Here is a 17,133-nt window from a genome sequence, read left to right on the forward strand (position 1 = left end):
AAGAGGCAAGCCATGTCCGACATCCTCTGGCAACCCAGCGCCAAGCGCATCGGCAAGACCCGCATGGAGGCCTTTCGGCGCTTCATCAATCAGCGACACAACCTCCACGTCGACGACTACCCTGCCCTGCATCAATGGTCCATCGATCAGCGTGAAGCGTTCTGGCAGGCCATCGTCGATTTCTTCGACATCCGTTTCCACGATCAACCGGACGCAGTACTGGTCGAGGGCACGCAAATGCCCAGCGCCCAATGGTTTCCCGGCGCCACCCTGAACTTCGCCGAACACCTGATGCGCCGTCGCGACGATGGCGTGGCGGTCATTGCCATCGGCGAAAACGGCCAGCGTGAACACCTGACCTGGGCCGAACTGGCGGAGCATGTCGCCGGTTTCCAAAACAGCTTGATCGCCGCTGGCGTCGTCATTGGCGATCGAGTGGCCGCCTGCATGCCGAACACCTGGCAAACCCTGGTAGCCATGCTCGCCACCACCAGCCTGGGGGCAATCTGGTCTTGCTCTTCGCCGGATTTCGGCACCCAAGGGGTGATCGATCGATTCGGCCAGATCGAACCGAAAGTGCTGCTCACCTGCGCCGGGTACCGCTATGCCGGCAAGGACATCGACCAGACCGCCAAGGTCAATGAAATCCTCGAGCGCTTGCCGTCCTTGCAGCAGTTGATTGTCGTGCCTTACGCCCGGCCGCAAGCGCGCATCGAACACTTCCACACCACGGCCAACGTGACGCTCTGGGATGACTTCTACGACGTGGGCGGCGAGCCGGAATTCGTCCCCGTGCCGTTCGCGCATCCGCTGTACATCCTCTATTCCAGCGGCACCACCGGCGTGCCGAAATGCATCATTCACAGCACCGGCGGCGTGTTGCTGCAACACGTCAAGGAACACGGATTGCATTGCGACCTCGGCCCCGGCGACCGGTTGTTCTACTACACCACCTGCGGCTGGATGATGTGGAACTGGCTGGTCTCGGCGCTGGCCGTGGACAGCACGGTGGTGCTGTACGACGGCTCACCATTTCATCCGGACCCGGAGCGCCTGATCGACCTGATCGACGACGAACGCATCAGTGTCTTCGGCACCAGCCCCAAGTACCTGGCAACCCTGGAAAGCAGCGGCATCAAACCTCGCGAAAGCCATGACCTGAGCAGCCTGAAAACCCTGCTGTGCACCGGCTCCGCGTTATCGCCGCAAAGTTACGACTACGTCTACCGCGATCTCAAGCCTGACCTGTGCCTGGCCTCGATGTCCGGCGGCACCGACATCGTCTCGTGTTTTGTGAACGGGAATCCGCTGCAACCGGTACGCCGTGGTGAGATTCAAGGCAAAAGCCTGGGCATGGCGGTGGAAGTCTGGAACGACAATGGCCAGCCGGTAGTCGGCGAAAAAGGTGAGCTGGTGTGTACCCGGCACTTCCCGGCCATCCCCATCGGGTTCTGGAATGACCCTCGGCAGGAAAAGCTCCGCGCTTCGTATTTCAGTCAGTTCCCCGGTGTCTGGGCCCAAGGCGATTACGCAGAACAATTGCCCCACGGCGGGATGATGATCCACGGACGCTCCGACGCTGTGCTCAACCCCGGCGGCGTGCGCATCGGAACCGCGGAAATCTACCGTCAGGTGGAGAAAGTGCCACAGGTCCTGGACAGCGTGGCCATCGGTCAGCAGTGGCAGGATGACGTGCGGGTGGTGCTATTCGTGCGATTGCGCGAGGGCGTCGAACTGGACGAAGCGCTGCAACAACAGATTCGCCAGGTCATCCGCGCCAACACCACACCGCGGCATGTGCCGGCGAAGATTGTCGCGGTGACCGATATACCGCGCACTATCAGCGGCAAGGTCGTTGAACTGGCGGTGAGGAATGTGGTGCATGGGCAGAAGGTCAAAAACACTGATGCCTTGGCCAATCCCGAGGCGCTTGAGCAATTCCGAAACCGCCCCGAACTCAACGACTGAACGCCGGGGATCTACTGTGGGAGCGAGCCTGCTCGCGAAAGCGGTGTGTCAGTCGACATCAATACTGACTGACCCGCAGCCATCGCGAGCAGGCTCGCTCCCACATGGGATTTATGTCAGTCCATTAATCCCCATTCACCCGGTGGTGCGGGGGATTGCGGTGACGCCTCGGCGTGCAGCTTCAGCCGCAGACGCAAATTGTTCACTGAATCCGCATACTTCAACGCTTCCTCCTCATTGATCGCCCCCTCGACGACCAATGCGTAAAGCGCTCCGTCGAACGTCTGCATCCCCAGCTCCACAGACTTCTCCATGATCCCCTTGAGTTCGGATAACTCATTGCGCCGGATCAGATCGCCGACAGTTGGCGTGCCAATCATCACTTCCACCGCCGCCCGTCGCTGACCATCCCGGGTGTGCACCAACCGTTGGGACACGAACGCCTTGAGGTTGTTGCCCAGGTCGTGAAGCAGCTGTGTCCGCCGTTCCTCGGGGAAGAAGTTGATGATGCGGTCCAGCGCCTGATGGGCGTTGTGGGCATGCAGGGTGGAAATCACCAGATGACCGGTATCGGCAAACGCCAGTGCATGCTCCATCGTTTCGCGGTCACGGATTTCGCCGATCAGCACCACGTCCGGTGCCTGGCGCAGGGTGTTCTTCAATGCGGCGTGAAAACTGCGGGTATCGACGCCGACCTCGCGCTGGTTGATGATCGATTTCTTGTGCCGATGGATGTATTCGACCGGGTCTTCGATGGTGATGATGTGGCCACTGCTGTGGCGATTGCGGTAGTCGATCAATGCCGCCAGCGAGGTAGACTTGCCCGAGCCGGTAGCGCCGACGAATAGCATCAGTCCTTGTTTGAGCATCACCGTCTCGAGCAGTACCGGCGGCAGTTTTAAGTTTTCGAAACGCGGAATGTCGAGCTTGATGTTGCGCGCCACGATTGACACATCGTTGCGTTGTTTGAAGATATTGACCCGAAAGCGCCCGATACCGGCCAAGGAAATCGCCAGGTTCATCTCCAGTTCACGATCGAACTCAAGACGCTGTTCGGCGTCCATGATGGACGCGGCAATGGCCGCGACTTCTCCCGGCTTGAACGGCTGATCAGCCAAGGGTTTCAGCACACCCTCGAAGCGTGCGCTGGGTGGCGCACCGGTGGACAGATAAAGATCGGAGCCATTCTGGCTGGCCAGAAGCCCTAACAGTGCATCGATTTCCATGGCAAAAAGCACCCGCGAAGCATTCAATGAACAAAAATGACCCAAATGGATCAGCCAGCATCTACTGCGGTACAAGGATAGTCGACACCGCCACACCGACTTAAGTGCAGGACATCTTGATGAACGCAACACCGACCGGCAGCGATGCCCAGGCCTTGATTGCCCGACTGGACTGGAGACTCAGCCCACTGGGCGCTGCCAGTACCTGGCCGCAAAGCCTGCGCACCGCCGTGGATATCGTGATTCATTCGCCGATGCCCATGCTGTTGCTGTGGGGGCCGCAGCTCACCCAGATCTACAACGACGGCTTCGCCCTGCTGTCCGGCAGCAAACATCCACATGCTTTCGGACAACCGACACACCTGGTCTGGCCAGAGTTAAAAGACTTTACCGACCCCATTTACAGCGCCGTCCTACAAGGACAGGTACGGACCTACAGCGAACAGCGCTTCACCTTGCAGCGTAATGGCCAGGATTCCGACTTCTGGCTGGACCTGACCTACAGCCCCATCCGCGATGAAAGCGCCCAGGTCGCCGGGATTCTGGTTACCGCCATCGAAACCAACGAGCGCCGACGCATCGCCCTCGAACTCGAGCAGCGTTCGGCTGCCAGCCTCAAGGCCCAGCACGAAACCGAGGAACGCCTGCAACTGGCCCTCGCGGCCACCGACGCCGTGGGCACCTGGGACTGGGACATCAACGAAGACCGTTTCATCGCCGACGCCCACTTCGCCCAGTTACACGGTATCGACCCGCTGCTCGCCAATCAGTTACCCATCAGCGCCTACCTTCAAGGCGTGCACCCGCAAGACCGCGCCATGGTCGCCCGCAGCATCAAGCACTCCATCACCCACGGCACCGAATACGCCGAGGAATATCGCCTGCTGCAAGCCGACGGTCAGTTGCGCTGGGTGTTTGCCCGGGGTCGTTGCTACAAGGACCACCATGGACGGCCAATCCGCTTCCTCGGCGCAGCCCTGGACCTGACCGAACGTAAACATACAGAACAAGCCTTGCGGCAAAGTCAGACCGAGCTGCAACTGATCATCAACGCCATGCCGATCCTGATCAGCTACGTGGACAGCGAGGAACGCTTTCGCCTGAACAATGCGGCCTACCTCGACTGGTACGGGCTGACGCCTCAGGAGCTCTTTGGCAAAACCATCCGCGAAGTACTGGGTGAAGAAGCCTATTCCTTGCGCGCCGAATACATCGCGCAGGCTCTGTCCGGCAAACCTTGTTGTTTCAGCCTCAGCACCTCGCACCGTGACGGCAGCATCCGCCATGCCCTGATGAACTACTTGCCGCGCCACGGCGCGGATGGTGCGGTCAATGGTTTCTATATCTTTGTGATTGACGAAACCGAGCGCAAACAGACCGAAGAAGCCCTGCGCAATCTCAACGAAACCCTTGAGGAACGAGTCGCCGCCCGCACTCAACAATTGGCGCAAGCCAACCAGCGACTTCAGAACGAGATGTACGAACGCGAACGCGCCGAAGAGGCCTTGCGCCATGCGCAGAAGATGGAAGCCCTCGGCCAGCTCACCGGCGGCATCGCCCATGACTTCAACAATATGCTCACCGGAATTATCGGCAGCCTCGACTTGATGCAGCGCTACATCGCCGACGGGCGCGCCGCCGAGGTGGGGCGTTTCAGCGAGGCGGCAGTGTCCTCGGCCAACCGCGCCGCCGCCCTGACCCATCGCCTGCTGGCGTTTTCCCGGCGTCAGTCACTGGACCGCAGGCCGCTGAACGCCAATGATCTGATCCATTCCCTGGAAGACCTGCTCAGTCGGACCACGGGCGATCACATCGAGCTCAAACTGCAACTGGCCGATGACGTCTGGCCGGTCAGCACCGACGTCAGCCAGCTGGAAAACGGCCTGCTCAATCTGGTGATCAACGCCCGGGACGCCATGCCCGACGGCGGCGAGTTGCGGATCGAAACCGCCAACGTGTACCTCGACAGCAGTGACATCAACACCCTGGAACCGGTCAAGGCCGGGGATTATCTGATGATTGCCGTCAGCGACAACGGCACCGGCATGACCCCGTCGGTGCTGGCCAAAGCCTTCGACCCATTCTTCACCACCAAACCCATCGGCCAGGGCACCGGTCTTGGGTTGTCGATGATCTATGGTTTTGCCCAGCAGTCGGGTGGGCATGTCAGCCTGTTCAGCTTGCCGGGCCAGGGCACCAGCGTTCGTCTGTACCTGCCGCGGCTGCACAACGCAGAGCCCGAAAACGTCTTGATGCCGGTCACCAGCGAAGCGCCGGCCGCGATTGCCGGGGAAACCGTGGTGTTGGTGGAGGACGACCCGGCGGTGCGCATGCTGGTGCTCGACCTGCTCAAGGAGTTGGGTTATCACGCCCATGAAGCCGAAGACGCGAAGACCGCCCTGCCCCTGCTCGAATCCGACCTGCGGATCGATTTGCTGGTCACCGACGTCGGGCTGCCGGGGATGAACGGTCGGCAACTGGCGGAGATTGCACGCCAGCATCGGCCCGAGCTCAAAGTGCTGTTTATGACCGGTTATGCGGAAAAAGCCGCCGAGCGCCAGGGCTTCCTGGAGGAAGGCATGGACATGGTGGCCAAGCCGTTTTCCATTGACCTGATGGCCAACAAGATTCGCGCGATGATCGGCCAACCGGACTGAGTTCAGGCATAATCGCGCGCCCCACGCTGGCACTCACATAGCCACCACCGTTGCAAGGTACTGCCCATGAAAGCTCAAGCCCGCCATATTCTGGTGAAAACCTCGGAAGAAGCCGAACAGCTCAAACAACGCATCGCCAAGGGCGAAGCCTTCGATGTGCTGGCCAAGAAGTATTCCACCTGCCCGTCCGGCAAGCGCGGTGGCGACCTGGGTGAAGTGCGGCCCGGGCAGATGGTCGGGGTTATCGATGCGGTGATTTTCAAAAAACCGTTGCGGGTTGTGCATGGCCCGATCAAGAGCAAGTTTGGCTATCACCTGGTGCAGGTGTTTTACCGGGATTGATCGGTTGGCTGAGGGCCCTGTGGCGAGGGGGCTTGCCCCCTCGCCACAGAATCCCCTCGCCACAGGGATTGCATTTCAGTTTTTCGGAATAAGTGCTCCCGGCACCTGAATCACCCGACTCGCCAATCGATGCCCCGCTTCAGCCGCCTCAACCGGGCTGCCTCCTTTCAGGCGACTGGCCAAATACGCCGCGCTGAACGAATCCCCCGCCGCCGTGGTGTCCACAACCTGTTCGACCACCTGCGCCGGCACTTCAAACGACTCGCCATCACAACGAATCAAACACGCCTCGGCACCACGCTTGAGTACCACTTCAGGCGTGCCAATCTGCTCGTATGCGGCAAACACCGCCTCACAATCGGAAAAATCAAACAGCGCCTGCTCGTCATCAACGGTCAGCAACGCCAGGTCAACATACGGCAGAACGCTGCGATAGGCCGCTCGTGCGTCCTCGATCGATGCCCACAAACGTGGTCGGTAGTTGTTGTCGAACACGATCCGCGCATCCCGCTGCCGGGCTTCGACCAGGGTTTCGAGCAGCTTCTCCCGACCTTGCGCACCGAGCACCGCCAGGGTGATGCCGCTGAAATACAGCACATCGTAATCCGGCAGTGCCGCCAGGATCGGCGCGGCAGCCGGGGTGGTGAAACAGTCGCGGACCGCCGCCTCGTTGCGCCAGTAGAGAAAACGCCGCTCGCCGGCAGCGTCAGTCTGGATGCAATACAAGCCGGGCAAACGGCCGGGCAAGCGCTGGACCAAACCCAGCCCGATGTTTTCATCAGCCCAGCTCTGGCACATGGCGTCGCTGAAACTGTCGTCACCCAGGGCGGAGACGTAATCCACCATGCCGCCCTCGCCCAACTCCCGGGACAGGTAAACCGCCGTGTTCAAGGTATCGCCACCGAAACTCTGTTGCAGACTGCCGTCGGCGCGTTGCTGCAACTCGATCATGCACTCGCCGATCAGGGCGATACGCGGGGTGTTGGGGCCGAGGGTGCTGATGGTGTTCATTGTTTTTGTAGTCTCTGGTGTTTCTGTGTTGTCTGGCCGGCCGTCATCGCGAGCAGGCTCACTCCCACAGGATTTGTGGACACTGAAGATCCAATGTGGGAGCGAGCCTGCTCGCGATGGCCGCGCCGCGATCTGGAGCCTTAGAAACAGGTTTCCATGGTTTCGATGACATTCAGCTGCTCATCCACCAGACACCCGATACGCCACTTGTCGAACGTCAGGCACGGGTGCGAAGTGCCAAAGGAAATAATGTCCCCCACCCGCAACTCAACCCCCGGCGCCACGGTCATGAACGCATGCTGGTCCATCACTGCTGTCACCTTGCAGGCGCTGACGTCGTCGCCCGTCGCCGGCACCACGCCCGCCTTGTAACGCAACAGCGGCACCGGTAACCCGGCGTCGTAGGCCACGTCGCGTTTACCCAGGGCGATCACCGCAAAGCCCGGTTCCGGCAACGACTGCACATGCGCCCAGACTTCCATCGCCGGGCGCAGGCCTTCGTGCAGGTCGCTGCGGCGGTCGAGTACGCAGCATTGCGCTTCTTTGTAGATGCCATGGTCGTGAGCCACGTAGCTGCCGGGACGCAGCACACTGAGGAAACGCCCGCCAGCGTTCTGCGCTTCGAAGGATTCAGCGATCAGGTCATACCAGGCCGAACCCGATGCCGTGATGATCGGCTTGGGAATGGCGAACGCGCCGCTGTCCTGCAACTGCACGGCCAGACGCACCAAAGAATCAGCGAATGCACGAATACCACTCACCGCGTGATCGCCGTGAATCACCCCTTCGTAACCTTCGATCCCGGTCAGTGCCAGGGCAGGTTGTGCAGCAATGGCGTTGGCCAGCGCGACCACTTCGTCTTCCGTGCGGCAACCACAACGACCGCCGACCACGCCGTACTCGATCATCACGTTCAAGCGCACACCGCGGGAGGCGAAATACGCGCCTAGGTCGGCGACGTTGTCCGGGTGATCGACCATGCAATAGAAATCGAAGGCAGGGTCTGTCAGCAGATCAGCGATCAGCGCCATGTTCGGCGTACCGACCAGTTGGTTGGCCATCAGCACCCGATGCACGCCGTGGGCGTAAGCCGCACGAGTCTGGGTGGCACTGGCCAGGGTGATGCCCCAGGCACCGGCATCCAGTTGGCGGCGAAACAGCGCCGGGGTCATGCTGGTTTTACCGTGGGGGGCGAGTTCGGCGCCGCTGTTGCTGACAAAGTCCTGCATCCAGCGAATGTTGTGTTCCAACGCGTCGCGGTGCAGCACCAGCGCAGGCAGGCTGACATCGCGCACCAGATTGGCGCCTGTGTGGGCAAAGCCCTTTTCCACGGTGGCAGTATTTTTCACAGAAAACATACTCGAACTCCTCACATTCGCGGCCGCAGGCAGCCGCTGTTATTCGTTGATGCGACGGGCCAGGCTGTTGGCGCTGTCGATCAGCACCCGGCGGTAGTCGTTGTAGTTGTTCTTGGCATCGGCCCGTGGGGCGACGATGCACAGGGTCGCAATGGCCACGCCGTTCGGGTCTTTGACCGGGGCGGCGAAGCAATGGGTAAAGGTGTCGGCAACGCTATCGAAAGAGAAGAAGCCATCGATAGCGGCTTGACGGATTTCACCGAGAAACTGCTCCAGCGGCAGACGCTCGCCGTTGGGCAGGATGAAATCATCGTGGTCAATCAGGTCGACGATTTCCTGGTCGCTCAAGTGCGCCAGCAGCAGGCGCCCGGAAGCGGTCCAGGGGATCGGCGCGTTCTCGCCGATGTCCGAGGAAATGCGGAAATGCCGCTCGCCCTCTTTCATCAAGGCCACGGTGTATTTGCGCCCGTTGAGCAGGCACATCTGCGCGGTTTCGCGGGTCTGGCTGACGATCTCCTGCAAGGCGTGATCGGCCTCGCGGGTCAGGTCGAAATGGCGTAAATGTGCCTGTCCGAGGAAGTACAGCTGACGGCCGAGGTAGACGTGACCGTCCTTGCCCACGGCCTCCAGAATCCGCCGCTCCAGCAGGGAGGCCACCAATTCGTAGACCGTGGATTTCGGGCTGCCGATGCCGCTGGCGATTTCGTTCGGGCGCAGCGGCTTGCCGACTTCCTTGAGAAAATCGAGGATATCGAACGCCCGGTCCAGACCGCGAGCCCGGCGCTTGATGGTGTCTTCGGTCATTTCATTGGTTCCCATAAAAGTGCCGGGAGTTTAACCAGAGTGCAGCGACGACCGTTAGGCCGTCTTCGCGGGCAAGCCACGCTCCCACATTAGATTGCATTCCCCTGTGGGAGCGTGGCTTGCCCGCGATGGCGCGACTCGGTTCAGGCCTTTTTCTTGTACGCGATGCAATCGATCTCGACCTTGCAATCGACCATCATGTTCGCCTGCACACAGGCTCGGGCCGGTGCGTGTTCGCTTTTGAAGTACTCGGAAAACACCTTATTGAAACTCCAGAAATCCCGCGGGTCTTCCAGCCACACACCGGTGCGCACTACGTCTTCGAGGCCGTAACCTGCCTCTTCGAGAATCGCGATCAGGTTCTTCATGGTCTGGTGAGTCTGTTCGACGATGCCACCCACAATGATTTCGCCATCCAGCGCCGGTACTTGCCCGGACACATGCAGCCAGCCATCGGCTTCAACGGCGCGGGCGAAAGGTCGGGGCTGGCCGCCACCGGCGGTGCTGCCGGTGCCGTAACGAGTAATGCTCATGAGTGTTTCTCCTGGTTGAAAAGTGAAAATGCTTTTGAAAAAAATCAGAACCGCGTGTTCTTAAGAAACTCCGCCAGACGCGGTGATTGCGGGCGTTCGAACAGTTCCTTGGGTGGCCCCTGCTCTTCGATCCGCCCCTGATTCATGAAAACGATCTTGTCCGAAACCTCGAAAGCGAAGCGCATTTCGTGGGTCACCAACAGCATGGTCATGCCGTCCTCGGCCAGGCCTTTGATCACGCTCAGCACTTCGCCCACCAGTTCCGGGTCGAGGGCCGAAGTGACTTCGTCGAACAGCATCAAACTCGGGTTCATCGCAATCGCCCGGGCAATCGCCACACGCTGCTGCTGACCACCGGACAACTGACCGGGATAGTGATCGCGGCGTTCCAGCAAGCCGACCCGCTCCAGCCATTTTTCCGCCAGGGCCACCGCTTCATCCTTGTGCAGCTTTTTGACCTTGAGCAAACCGAGGGTGACGTTCTGCAACGCCGTGAGGTGCGGAAACAGGTTGAACTGCTGGAATGCCATGCCGGTCATGGCCCGATGCCGCGCAATGACTTTTTCCGCGTGACGCACGCGCTTGCCGTTGACCTCGTCATAACCGATGGACTCGCCATCAAGCATGATCTGCCCGCCCTGGAACTCTTCGAGCATGTTCACGCAACGCAGCAGCGTGGTCTTGCCCGAGCCGCTGGAACCGATCAGCGTGACGACGTTGCCGCGCTGCATGCTCAGGTCAACGCCCTTGAGCACTTCGAGCTCGCCGTACTTTTTGTGCAACCCGCGAATGTCCAGCAGGGGCTGATCGTTTTGAGCGTTATTAGATGAAGTCATGGCAAGGCCACCCGCTTTTCAATGTGCCGGCCGAGTAATTCGATGGCGTAGTTGATGACGAAAAACAGCAATCCGGCGAACAGGTAAAACTCGAGGGTCATGAAGGTCCGGGCGATGATCTGTTGCGTGCTGAGTAGCAATTCAGCAACCCCGATCACCGACAGCAGCGTCGAAGCCTTGACGATCTCGGTCGACGAGTTGACCCATGTCGGCAAGATCTGCCGCAACGCCTGAGGCAGCAACACGTAGCCCAAAGACTGAAAGAACGTCAGGCCGATGGCCTTGCTCGCTTCCATCTGACCACTGGGCAGCGCTTGCAACGCGCCGCGTACAATTTCGGCGACGTGGGAGCCGCAGAACAGCGTCAGCCCCAACGCACCCGCCTGAAAGGCACCGATCTGCCAGCCCAGCGCCGGCGCCATGTAAAAGCAGGCGAGCACCAATACAAACACCGGCGTGCCGCGAATGATGTCGACGTAAAACCGAAACGGCGCGCGCATCCAGAATTTGCCGTAGGTCAGCACCAGGCCGGCGACAATGCCGACCATCGTGCCCAGCAGAATCGCCAGGGCCGAGACCTGCACACTGGTCAAAAAGCCTTGCCACAACACTTCCCGGGCAACCCATAACTCATGCAACCAACTGGGGGATTCGTACATGTGGGCCTCCTATCGGCGAATCGCCAGACGCTGTTCGAGGTAGCGCAGCATCATGGCAATGAGGTAACAGGCCGCCACATAGAGCGCGGTGGTCACCAGCCAGGTTTCAATCACCCGGTAGCTCTCGACATTGATCTTGCGTGCGTAATAGGTCAGTTCCGGCACGGCAATCGCCGCAGCCAGCGAAGTGTCCTTGAACAGCGAAATGAAGTTGTTCGACAAGGCCGGCAGCACATTGCGCAGCATCACCGGCACGGTGATGTACGCCTTGACCTGCCACTCGCCCAGACCGATCGCCAACCCGGCTTCGCGCAGGCCTTTGGGAATGCTCAACAGCCCAGCGCGGAACACTTCGGTCAGGTAGGCCCCGGCATACAGCGACAGGGTGATGATGAACGACGGGATCTTGTCCAGACGAATGCCCAGGCTGGGCAAGGCGAAGTAGATCAACAGAATCAACACCAGAATCGGCGTGTTCCGGATCACCGTCACATACACCGACGCCAGCACCCGCAATGAGCGGTGCTTTGACAGCAAAGCAAACGCCATCATCAGGCCGATCACGCAACCGATGGCGATCGACACCAACGCCAGCTCAAGGCCTAGACCGAGCCCCGCCAGCAAGGTGTCGAAATCGCGCCACACGGCGGCAAAATTCAACTGATAGTTCATGGTCAGCAGTACCTTGAGCGGGGCGATACATCACCGCCCCGCTCTCACGGGATCATTTGAATTCGACGGGGAAACCGATCGTAGGTGTTGGAAGGTCTACACCGAACCACTGCTTGAACGACGCGGCATACGTCGGGAACTCAACGCCTGTCATGCCTTCATGCAGGACAGTATTGACGAAGTTCAGCCAGTCCTGGTCGCCGCGCTTGACCGCGCAGGCGTAGGTTTGCGGGCTCCAGGCATACGCCGGGCTGCGATAGCGCCCCTGGTTCTGCACCATCAGGTATTTCACCGACGACTGATCGGTCGCAGCGGCGTCGGCACGGCCGGAGTTCACGGCCTGATACATCAGGTCCACGCTGTCGTACTGATCGACCTTGGCCTTGGGCAAGGCCTGATGCACCAGTTCTTCGGCGTACACGTTCTGCAACACCGCCACGGTCACACTGTCGCCGGCGGCTTTCAGGTCTTCGATTTCCTTGTACTTGCTGTTGGCCGGCAACAGCAGGCCGACGCCTTCGCGGTAGTACGGCAGCGTGAACGCCACTTGCTGGGCGCGGCTGGCGGTGACGGTAATGAACTGACAGCTCATGTCGACCTTGTCGGTCAGCAGGTTAGGAATCCGCGCATCGGACGACTGCACCACGAACTCGACTTTGCTCGGATCGTTGAACAACCCCTTGGCCACCATCCGCGCGATATCGATATCAAAACCCTGCAACTTGCCATCCGCTCCCTGGAAGTGCCACGGCGCATTGGTACTGCCCGTGCCCACAATCAGTTTCCCGCGGGCCAGCACGCTATCGAGCTTGCTGTCCGCCGCCTGGGCCACGCCCATGACAGCAGCCGAAGCCGCGAAAACAAAAACACACGCTTTAAACAAGGAAGGTCGGCGATGCATGGCAAGCACTCCAGGGTGATGTTTATTCCGCTATACCGGAATATGGTATGTAACAACGGAATAGACAGCAGAAAGTGTGCCACAGGATCGGCAGAAAATCCTGGGTTATGGAAAATCCAGTTGATTCAGTTGGTTAGAAAAAACGGCTTGGACTATCTCGCACGACTCCTGGCAATGCGTTCGCTACCGAACGCAACCCATTGGGAAGTAACGCCACATTCAGGTGCATCTGTGTGCTGGATACAGACGCCGCGAGGCTCTTTGCTGCAAGTGACCGCTCATCGAATATACGGCCTTACCTGTCAGAAGTGACAGTTGTGGAATGCCTATTCGAATTGCCTAATTACTCAGCACCTCAATGCGGTGCCCCCCTAAAAACGAACGATTCCGAAAAGGATTTTTGCAATGGCTAATTTGATTAAGAACGGTGACTTTTCTCAGCAAGGCAATGAGTGGACGGCGACCAATTCAGATAACGTGCGCTATGTAACGGGTCATTGCATTATCGGTTACCCGGATTCAATCAGTCAGGACGTCCTCACCGGTCCCGGCGCCGGCGGACAGTTCATGCTGTCCGCAAGAATGAAAACGCTCCCCAGCTCTGCTGCCCGGATTCAAGTGCAGCCACTTCCCACAGGCGAGCCGGTTTACCTTGACCTCCATGGCAATCAAGACTGGACAGTATTATCCAAAAAATTCGAGGTCCAGATCTCAACGATCAAGTTCAAAGTCACACTGGAAGCTAATGATGGTGATTCCGGCACTTTGGGCTCTTATTTCGGCGATGTGACGCTATCGAAGCTTCTCTAGTACACCGCGGAGGCCTGACACGTGAGTTATCGCATGGCGAGGACTCGCGTTATGTTTCGCCTGAACACGCCGCCGATGTATCCCAAGAGGAAGGTGTTTTTTAATGAACTCGACAGCCCCCCACTCAACGCTGGCCCCGGTCTATCGCAAGGCCTTGAAAACCTGGCGCCCAGTGATCCTGTACTTCGGCAGTGAACACTGTCCCGCATGCGAAATGGCTGGACCGGTGTTTCGCCAGATTGCCGAGCCGTATCGGCATCACGCGCAGATCTACATGCTGACCACCAGCGAGTCCCCCCGGCACCCGGACGTCACCGGCACACCCACCGTGCTGTTTTACAAGGAGGGAAAGCTGCTGAAGAAGCTCAAGGGAATCGGCACCGAGCAAACCCTGCAAGAAGACTTCGCCAGGCACATTGGCAAGGTCAAACCCAGATACGTAGCTCGCAAACCGAGCCATGACCTGGCCTGGTTGCATCAAACTCTGCGGACTTTGTGCACCGTACCTCGGGCACGTCTGGTGGGCAGGGCTTGAGTTGTCTGTCGCCGGATTGAGCGCTTTCGCGAGCAAGCCCGCGAAAGCCCCTCAAATCCGGCGAGAATTACCCGTCGATACGCGCCAGCAACACACGTGTGACACGCCGCTCTTCAATCGCCACCACGGTCATCCGCCAGCCTTCCCACTCATGACTGTCACCGATGATCGGCAGGCGATCCAGCAAGCTCACCACCAGCCCGGCCAGAGTCTGATAGTCGTCGGTGGGTTCTGCCGCAAATCCGGTCCGCTGTCGCACGCGCGCCAGGTTCAACGCGCCGCTGACCATGAATCCACCCTTCTGCTCGACCACATCCGGGCCCTCGATTTCGCTGGCGTCAGGTAACTCGCCGGCAATCGATTCGAGAATGTCGGTCATGGTCAACACACCGACGAAGTCACCGAATTCATTGACCACAAACGCAATGTGCGTCGAGGCTTTGCGCATCTGCTCCAGGGCATTGAGGATCGAGTAACTGTCCAGCAAGTTGATGGTCTTGCGCGCTAACTGCTCAAGACCGGGCGAGTGGCCGGCCAGGTGCTCCTTGAGCAATTCCTTCTTGTGCACGAAGCCCAGCGGCTCATCCACGGCGCCATCGCGAATCAGTGGCAGGCGTGAATAGGACGAATGCATCAGGCGCGTGCGAATGGCCTCGGCATTGTCGGACAGGTCGATGTAGTCGACGTCAGCGCGCACGGTCATCAAGGTGCGGATCGGCCGCTCGGCGAGTTGCAGCACACCGCTGATCATCACTCGCTCACGACGATCGAACAGTTCTGCGCTCGGCGCTTCACCGTTGTCCAGCATGTCGGCAATCTCCTCGCCGACCTCCTCCGCCGCCAGCTTGCGGCCACCGAGCAAACGCAGCACGGCGTGGGCCGTGCGCTCACGCATCGGTCGCAGGCCCTGCAAGGATTTCTTGCGGCGAGCCCGGGCGATCTGGTTGAAGACCTCGATCAGGATCGAGAAGCCGATGGCCGCGTACAGGTAACCCTTCGGTATGTGGAACCCCAGGCCTTCAGCGGTCAGCGCAAAACCGATCATCATCAGGAAGCCCAGACACAGCATGATCACCGTCGGGTGTTCGTTGACGAAACGGGTCAGCGGCTTGCTGGCGACGATCATCAGGCCGATGGAAATAATCACGGCGATCATCATCACCGCCAGTTCATCAACCATGCCCACAGCGGTAATCACCGCGTCCAGAGAGAACACCGCATCGAGCACCACGATCTGCGCCACGATCGGCCAGAACAGCGCATAACCGGCGTTGGACGAGCGCTGGCCGATATGCCCCTCGAGCCGCTCGTGCAATTCCATGGTGGCTTTGAACAACAGGAACACACCACCGAACAGCATGATCAGGTCGCGGCCGGAGAAGCTCTTGTCGAACACCTCGAACAGCGGCTGAGTCAGCGTCACCAGCCAAGAAATACTCGCCAGCAGGCCCAGGCGCATCAGCAACGCCAGGGACAAACCGATGATCCGCGCACGGTCGCGCTGCTCGGGCGGCAGTTTGTCGGCGAGGATGGCGATAAACACCAGGTTGTCGATGCCCAGCACCAGCTCCAGCACAATCAACGTCAACAGGCCCAGCCACGCGGTGGGGTCAGCTATCCATTCCATAAAAACGTCTCGATCTCTTCAGTGAATTCAGAATGCCGGGCACGGCAAGGCGCGGCGCGAAAGCCGTGGAACTGCAATGTCAAAAGTCTTCAGAAGTCGAAAGACTGGGTGTTTCGCGTGCATCAAGACCGCGCAGTCGCGCGAGGAGAAAGGATAACCGGGAGGCTCCAAGAGGGTGTTCATGCAGGTCCTGAAAGGAAAAAGGCCTTGGAGCGTACAGGCGAAAGCGACATTTCCTACAGCTGGAAATCATTACAAAATCTGTAATCAGCGATTTTTGACCTGTTCGATATACCTCGCCACTGCCGGTGATTTTTCGAACCGCCGATAAATCAACGACAACCACGAGCTCGCCTCGCAACCCTTGATTGCCCGGTACAACACCCCGGGCAAACCCACATGCCCCACCACTGATTCGGGCACCACCGCAACGCCCTGCCCCAACGACACCAACGCAATCACCGCCACCAGCCCGCCCGGTTGCGCCCCCAGTTTCGGTGCAAATCCGCCCTCGGCGGCGACTTGCAAGGTGCCGCTGATTTGCTCCGGCAGGATGAATGTCTCGTTCTGCAAATGTTCCGGGCCAATTTCTGGCAGTCGGCACAGCCAGGACTCGGCCGGAAGCGCCAACACAAAGCCTTCTGCGTCCAGGCGAATGGCTTCCAGGCCCTCTGGCAAGGTCATGGGTGAGCGGACATAGCCAATATCGAAACGCCCCTCGAGCACCATCATCGGCAATGACGCCATGGGACTTTCCCGTACGTTCAGGCTGACGTCAGGACACTCGCGGCCGAAAGCTTGCACCTGTTTCTGCAGCACGCCCGAATACACCGCCGACGCCACGTAACCCAGTTCGATATGGCCAATATCCCCGCGCCCGGCGCGCTGGGCGTTGTACTGAGCGTATTCGAATTGCCGCACCGTCGCCTCGGCCTCGATCAGCAGCGCGGCGCCGGCCTCGGTCAGGCTGACTTCACGTGTCTGGCGCACGAACAATCGCGTGCCGAGTTCGTTCTCCATGTCCTGGATCTGTCGAGTCAAGGTCGGCGGTGCGATGCCGAGTTGTTCGGCGGCGCGGGTGAAGTTGCCTTGCCGGGCAACGGCCAGAAAATAGCGGAAATGGCGAATATCCATCGGTGCGTTAGCTCAAAGGTAATGAAGTGACAAGGCGTACCTAACAAGGACGGTAGCAAC

At 59.5% G+C, this 17,133-nt stretch carries 16 protein-coding genes; 5 read left to right on the top strand and 11 right to left on the bottom strand.

Translation table 11 applies throughout. The features are described 5' to 3' along the window. Positions 1-12: 12 nt before the first annotated feature. Entirely contained in the window at positions 13-1,968 is a 1,956-nt protein-coding gene (locus ACQ4OB_RS03455) for an acetoacetate--CoA ligase (RefSeq protein ID WP_074877533.1), read from the top strand. 116 nt (positions 1,969-2,084) lie between these two features. Here ACQ4OB_RS03455 and ACQ4OB_RS03460 read toward each other — a convergent pair whose 3' ends face one another. Beyond that, positions 2,085-3,194 (bottom strand): PilT/PilU family type 4a pilus ATPase, encoded by a 1,110-nt coding sequence (locus ACQ4OB_RS03460; RefSeq protein ID WP_074877534.1) that lies wholly within the window; start codon positions 3,192-3,194, stop codon positions 2,085-2,087. Between the two features lie 119 nt (positions 3,195-3,313). Between ACQ4OB_RS03460 and ACQ4OB_RS03465 the strand changes: the two genes are divergently transcribed. Continuing rightward, positions 3,314-5,851 carry a PAS domain S-box protein gene (locus ACQ4OB_RS03465; protein ID WP_430955135.1) on the top strand — a complete coding sequence of 846 codons (2,538 nt, stop codon included), beginning with the start codon at positions 3,314-3,316 and terminating at the stop codon, positions 5,849-5,851. A 66-nt stretch (positions 5,852-5,917) separates the two neighbouring features. Continuing rightward, the gene (locus ACQ4OB_RS03470) at positions 5,918-6,193 is read left to right on the top strand and encodes a peptidylprolyl isomerase (protein ID WP_007898282.1); all 276 of its coding nucleotides are present in this window, start codon (positions 5,918-5,920) and stop codon (positions 6,191-6,193) included. Between the two features lie 75 nt (positions 6,194-6,268). Here the strand turns inward: ACQ4OB_RS03470 and ACQ4OB_RS03475 are convergent, their stop codons facing one another. The 8 genes from ACQ4OB_RS03475 to ACQ4OB_RS03510 form a co-directional block, all read right to left on the bottom strand. Continuing rightward, entirely contained in the window at positions 6,269-7,204 is a 936-nt protein-coding gene (locus tag ACQ4OB_RS03475) for a sugar kinase (protein WP_430955136.1), read from the bottom strand. Positions 7,205-7,344: 140 nt separating this feature from the next. Further along, positions 7,345-8,562 carry an amino acid deaminase gene (locus ACQ4OB_RS03480; protein ID WP_074877541.1) on the bottom strand — a complete coding sequence of 406 codons (1,218 nt, stop codon included), beginning with the start codon at positions 8,560-8,562 and terminating at the stop codon, positions 7,345-7,347. Positions 8,563-8,601: 39 nt separating this feature from the next. Beyond that, positions 8,602-9,366 (bottom strand): IclR family transcriptional regulator, encoded by a 765-nt coding sequence (locus ACQ4OB_RS03485; RefSeq protein WP_033061664.1) that lies wholly within the window; start codon positions 9,364-9,366, stop codon positions 8,602-8,604. A gap of 143 nt (positions 9,367-9,509) precedes the next feature. Beyond that, on the bottom strand, positions 9,510-9,899 hold the full coding sequence (locus ACQ4OB_RS03490) for a RidA family protein (RefSeq protein WP_007898265.1): 390 nt from the start codon (positions 9,897-9,899) through the stop codon (positions 9,510-9,512). 44 nt (positions 9,900-9,943) lie between these two features. Next, the gene (locus tag ACQ4OB_RS03495; RefSeq protein ID WP_430955137.1) at positions 9,944-10,735 is read right to left on the bottom strand and encodes an amino acid ABC transporter ATP-binding protein; all 792 of its coding nucleotides are present in this window, start codon (positions 10,733-10,735) and stop codon (positions 9,944-9,946) included. Continuing rightward, positions 10,732-11,394 (bottom strand): amino acid ABC transporter permease, encoded by a 663-nt coding sequence (locus ACQ4OB_RS03500; protein ID WP_074877545.1) that lies wholly within the window; start codon positions 11,392-11,394, stop codon positions 10,732-10,734. Before ACQ4OB_RS03500 ends, ACQ4OB_RS03495 begins: the two co-directional genes overlap by 4 nt. A gap of 9 nt (positions 11,395-11,403) precedes the next feature. Next, complete coding sequence (locus ACQ4OB_RS03505) at positions 11,404-12,066, bottom strand: amino acid ABC transporter permease (protein WP_076030775.1); 663 nt, start codon at positions 12,064-12,066, stop codon at positions 11,404-11,406. 52 nt (positions 12,067-12,118) lie between these two features. Further along, entirely contained in the window at positions 12,119-12,967 is an 849-nt protein-coding gene (locus ACQ4OB_RS03510) for a transporter substrate-binding domain-containing protein (protein WP_076030774.1), read from the bottom strand. A 405-nt stretch (positions 12,968-13,372) separates the two neighbouring features. On the opposite strand from ACQ4OB_RS03510, the gene ACQ4OB_RS03515 reads away from it, so the two are divergent. Together ACQ4OB_RS03515 and ACQ4OB_RS03520 are read left to right on the top strand one after the other, a co-directional pair. Further along, the gene (locus ACQ4OB_RS03515; RefSeq protein ID WP_074877552.1) at positions 13,373-13,777 is read left to right on the top strand and encodes a hypothetical protein; all 405 of its coding nucleotides are present in this window, start codon (positions 13,373-13,375) and stop codon (positions 13,775-13,777) included. A 103-nt stretch (positions 13,778-13,880) separates the two neighbouring features. Next, positions 13,881-14,312 (top strand): thioredoxin family protein, encoded by a 432-nt coding sequence (locus tag ACQ4OB_RS03520; protein WP_430955138.1) that lies wholly within the window; start codon positions 13,881-13,883, stop codon positions 14,310-14,312. 67 nt (positions 14,313-14,379) lie between these two features. Here the strand turns inward: ACQ4OB_RS03520 and ACQ4OB_RS03525 are convergent, their stop codons facing one another. Together ACQ4OB_RS03525 and ACQ4OB_RS03530 are read right to left on the bottom strand one after the other, a co-directional pair. Beyond that, positions 14,380-15,939: a TerC family protein gene (locus tag ACQ4OB_RS03525; RefSeq protein ID WP_102614309.1), complete on the bottom strand. Its 1,560-nt coding sequence runs from the start codon at positions 15,937-15,939 to the stop codon at positions 14,380-14,382. Positions 15,940-16,206: 267 nt separating this feature from the next. Next, positions 16,207-17,073 carry a LysR family transcriptional regulator gene (locus ACQ4OB_RS03530; RefSeq protein WP_074877560.1) on the bottom strand — a complete coding sequence of 289 codons (867 nt, stop codon included), beginning with the start codon at positions 17,071-17,073 and terminating at the stop codon, positions 16,207-16,209. Positions 17,074-17,133: the final 60 nt, after the last annotated feature.

The organism is Pseudomonas sp. ES4, assembly GCF_050586665.1.
Classification (GTDB): Bacteria; Pseudomonadota; Gammaproteobacteria; order Pseudomonadales; family Pseudomonadaceae; genus Aquipseudomonas; species Aquipseudomonas frederiksbergensis.

Coding starts and splice junctions, on each gene's coding strand:
- ACQ4OB_RS03455 (WP_074877533.1), top strand. CDS start 13: ATGTCCGACATCCTCTGGCAACCCAGCGCCAAGCGCATCGGCAAGACC.
- ACQ4OB_RS03460 (WP_074877534.1), bottom strand. CDS start 3,194: ATGGAAATCGATGCACTGTTAGGGCTTCTGGCCAGCCAGAATGGCTCC.
- ACQ4OB_RS03465 (WP_430955135.1), top strand. CDS start 3,314: ATGAACGCAACACCGACCGGCAGCGATGCCCAGGCCTTGATTGCCCGA.
- ACQ4OB_RS03470 (WP_007898282.1), top strand. CDS start 5,918: ATGAAAGCTCAAGCCCGCCATATTCTGGTGAAAACCTCGGAAGAAGCC.
- ACQ4OB_RS03475 (WP_430955136.1), bottom strand. CDS start 7,204: ATGAACACCATCAGCACCCTCGGCCCCAACACCCCGCGTATCGCCCTG.
- ACQ4OB_RS03480 (WP_074877541.1), bottom strand. CDS start 8,562: ATGTTTTCTGTGAAAAATACTGCCACCGTGGAAAAGGGCTTTGCCCAC.
- ACQ4OB_RS03485 (WP_033061664.1), bottom strand. CDS start 9,366: ATGACCGAAGACACCATCAAGCGCCGGGCTCGCGGTCTGGACCGGGCG.
- ACQ4OB_RS03490 (WP_007898265.1), bottom strand. CDS start 9,899: ATGAGCATTACTCGTTACGGCACCGGCAGCACCGCCGGTGGCGGCCAG.
- ACQ4OB_RS03495 (WP_430955137.1), bottom strand. CDS start 10,735: ATGACTTCATCTAATAACGCTCAAAACGATCAGCCCCTGCTGGACATT.
- ACQ4OB_RS03500 (WP_074877545.1), bottom strand. CDS start 11,394: ATGTACGAATCCCCCAGTTGGTTGCATGAGTTATGGGTTGCCCGGGAA.
- ACQ4OB_RS03505 (WP_076030775.1), bottom strand. CDS start 12,066: ATGAACTATCAGTTGAATTTTGCCGCCGTGTGGCGCGATTTCGACACC.
- ACQ4OB_RS03510 (WP_076030774.1), bottom strand. CDS start 12,967: ATGCATCGCCGACCTTCCTTGTTTAAAGCGTGTGTTTTTGTTTTCGCG.
- ACQ4OB_RS03515 (WP_074877552.1), top strand. CDS start 13,373: ATGGCTAATTTGATTAAGAACGGTGACTTTTCTCAGCAAGGCAATGAG.
- ACQ4OB_RS03520 (WP_430955138.1), top strand. CDS start 13,881: ATGAACTCGACAGCCCCCCACTCAACGCTGGCCCCGGTCTATCGCAAG.
- ACQ4OB_RS03525 (WP_102614309.1), bottom strand. CDS start 15,939: ATGGAATGGATAGCTGACCCCACCGCGTGGCTGGGCCTGTTGACGTTG.
- ACQ4OB_RS03530 (WP_074877560.1), bottom strand. CDS start 17,073: ATGGATATTCGCCATTTCCGCTATTTTCTGGCCGTTGCCCGGCAAGGC.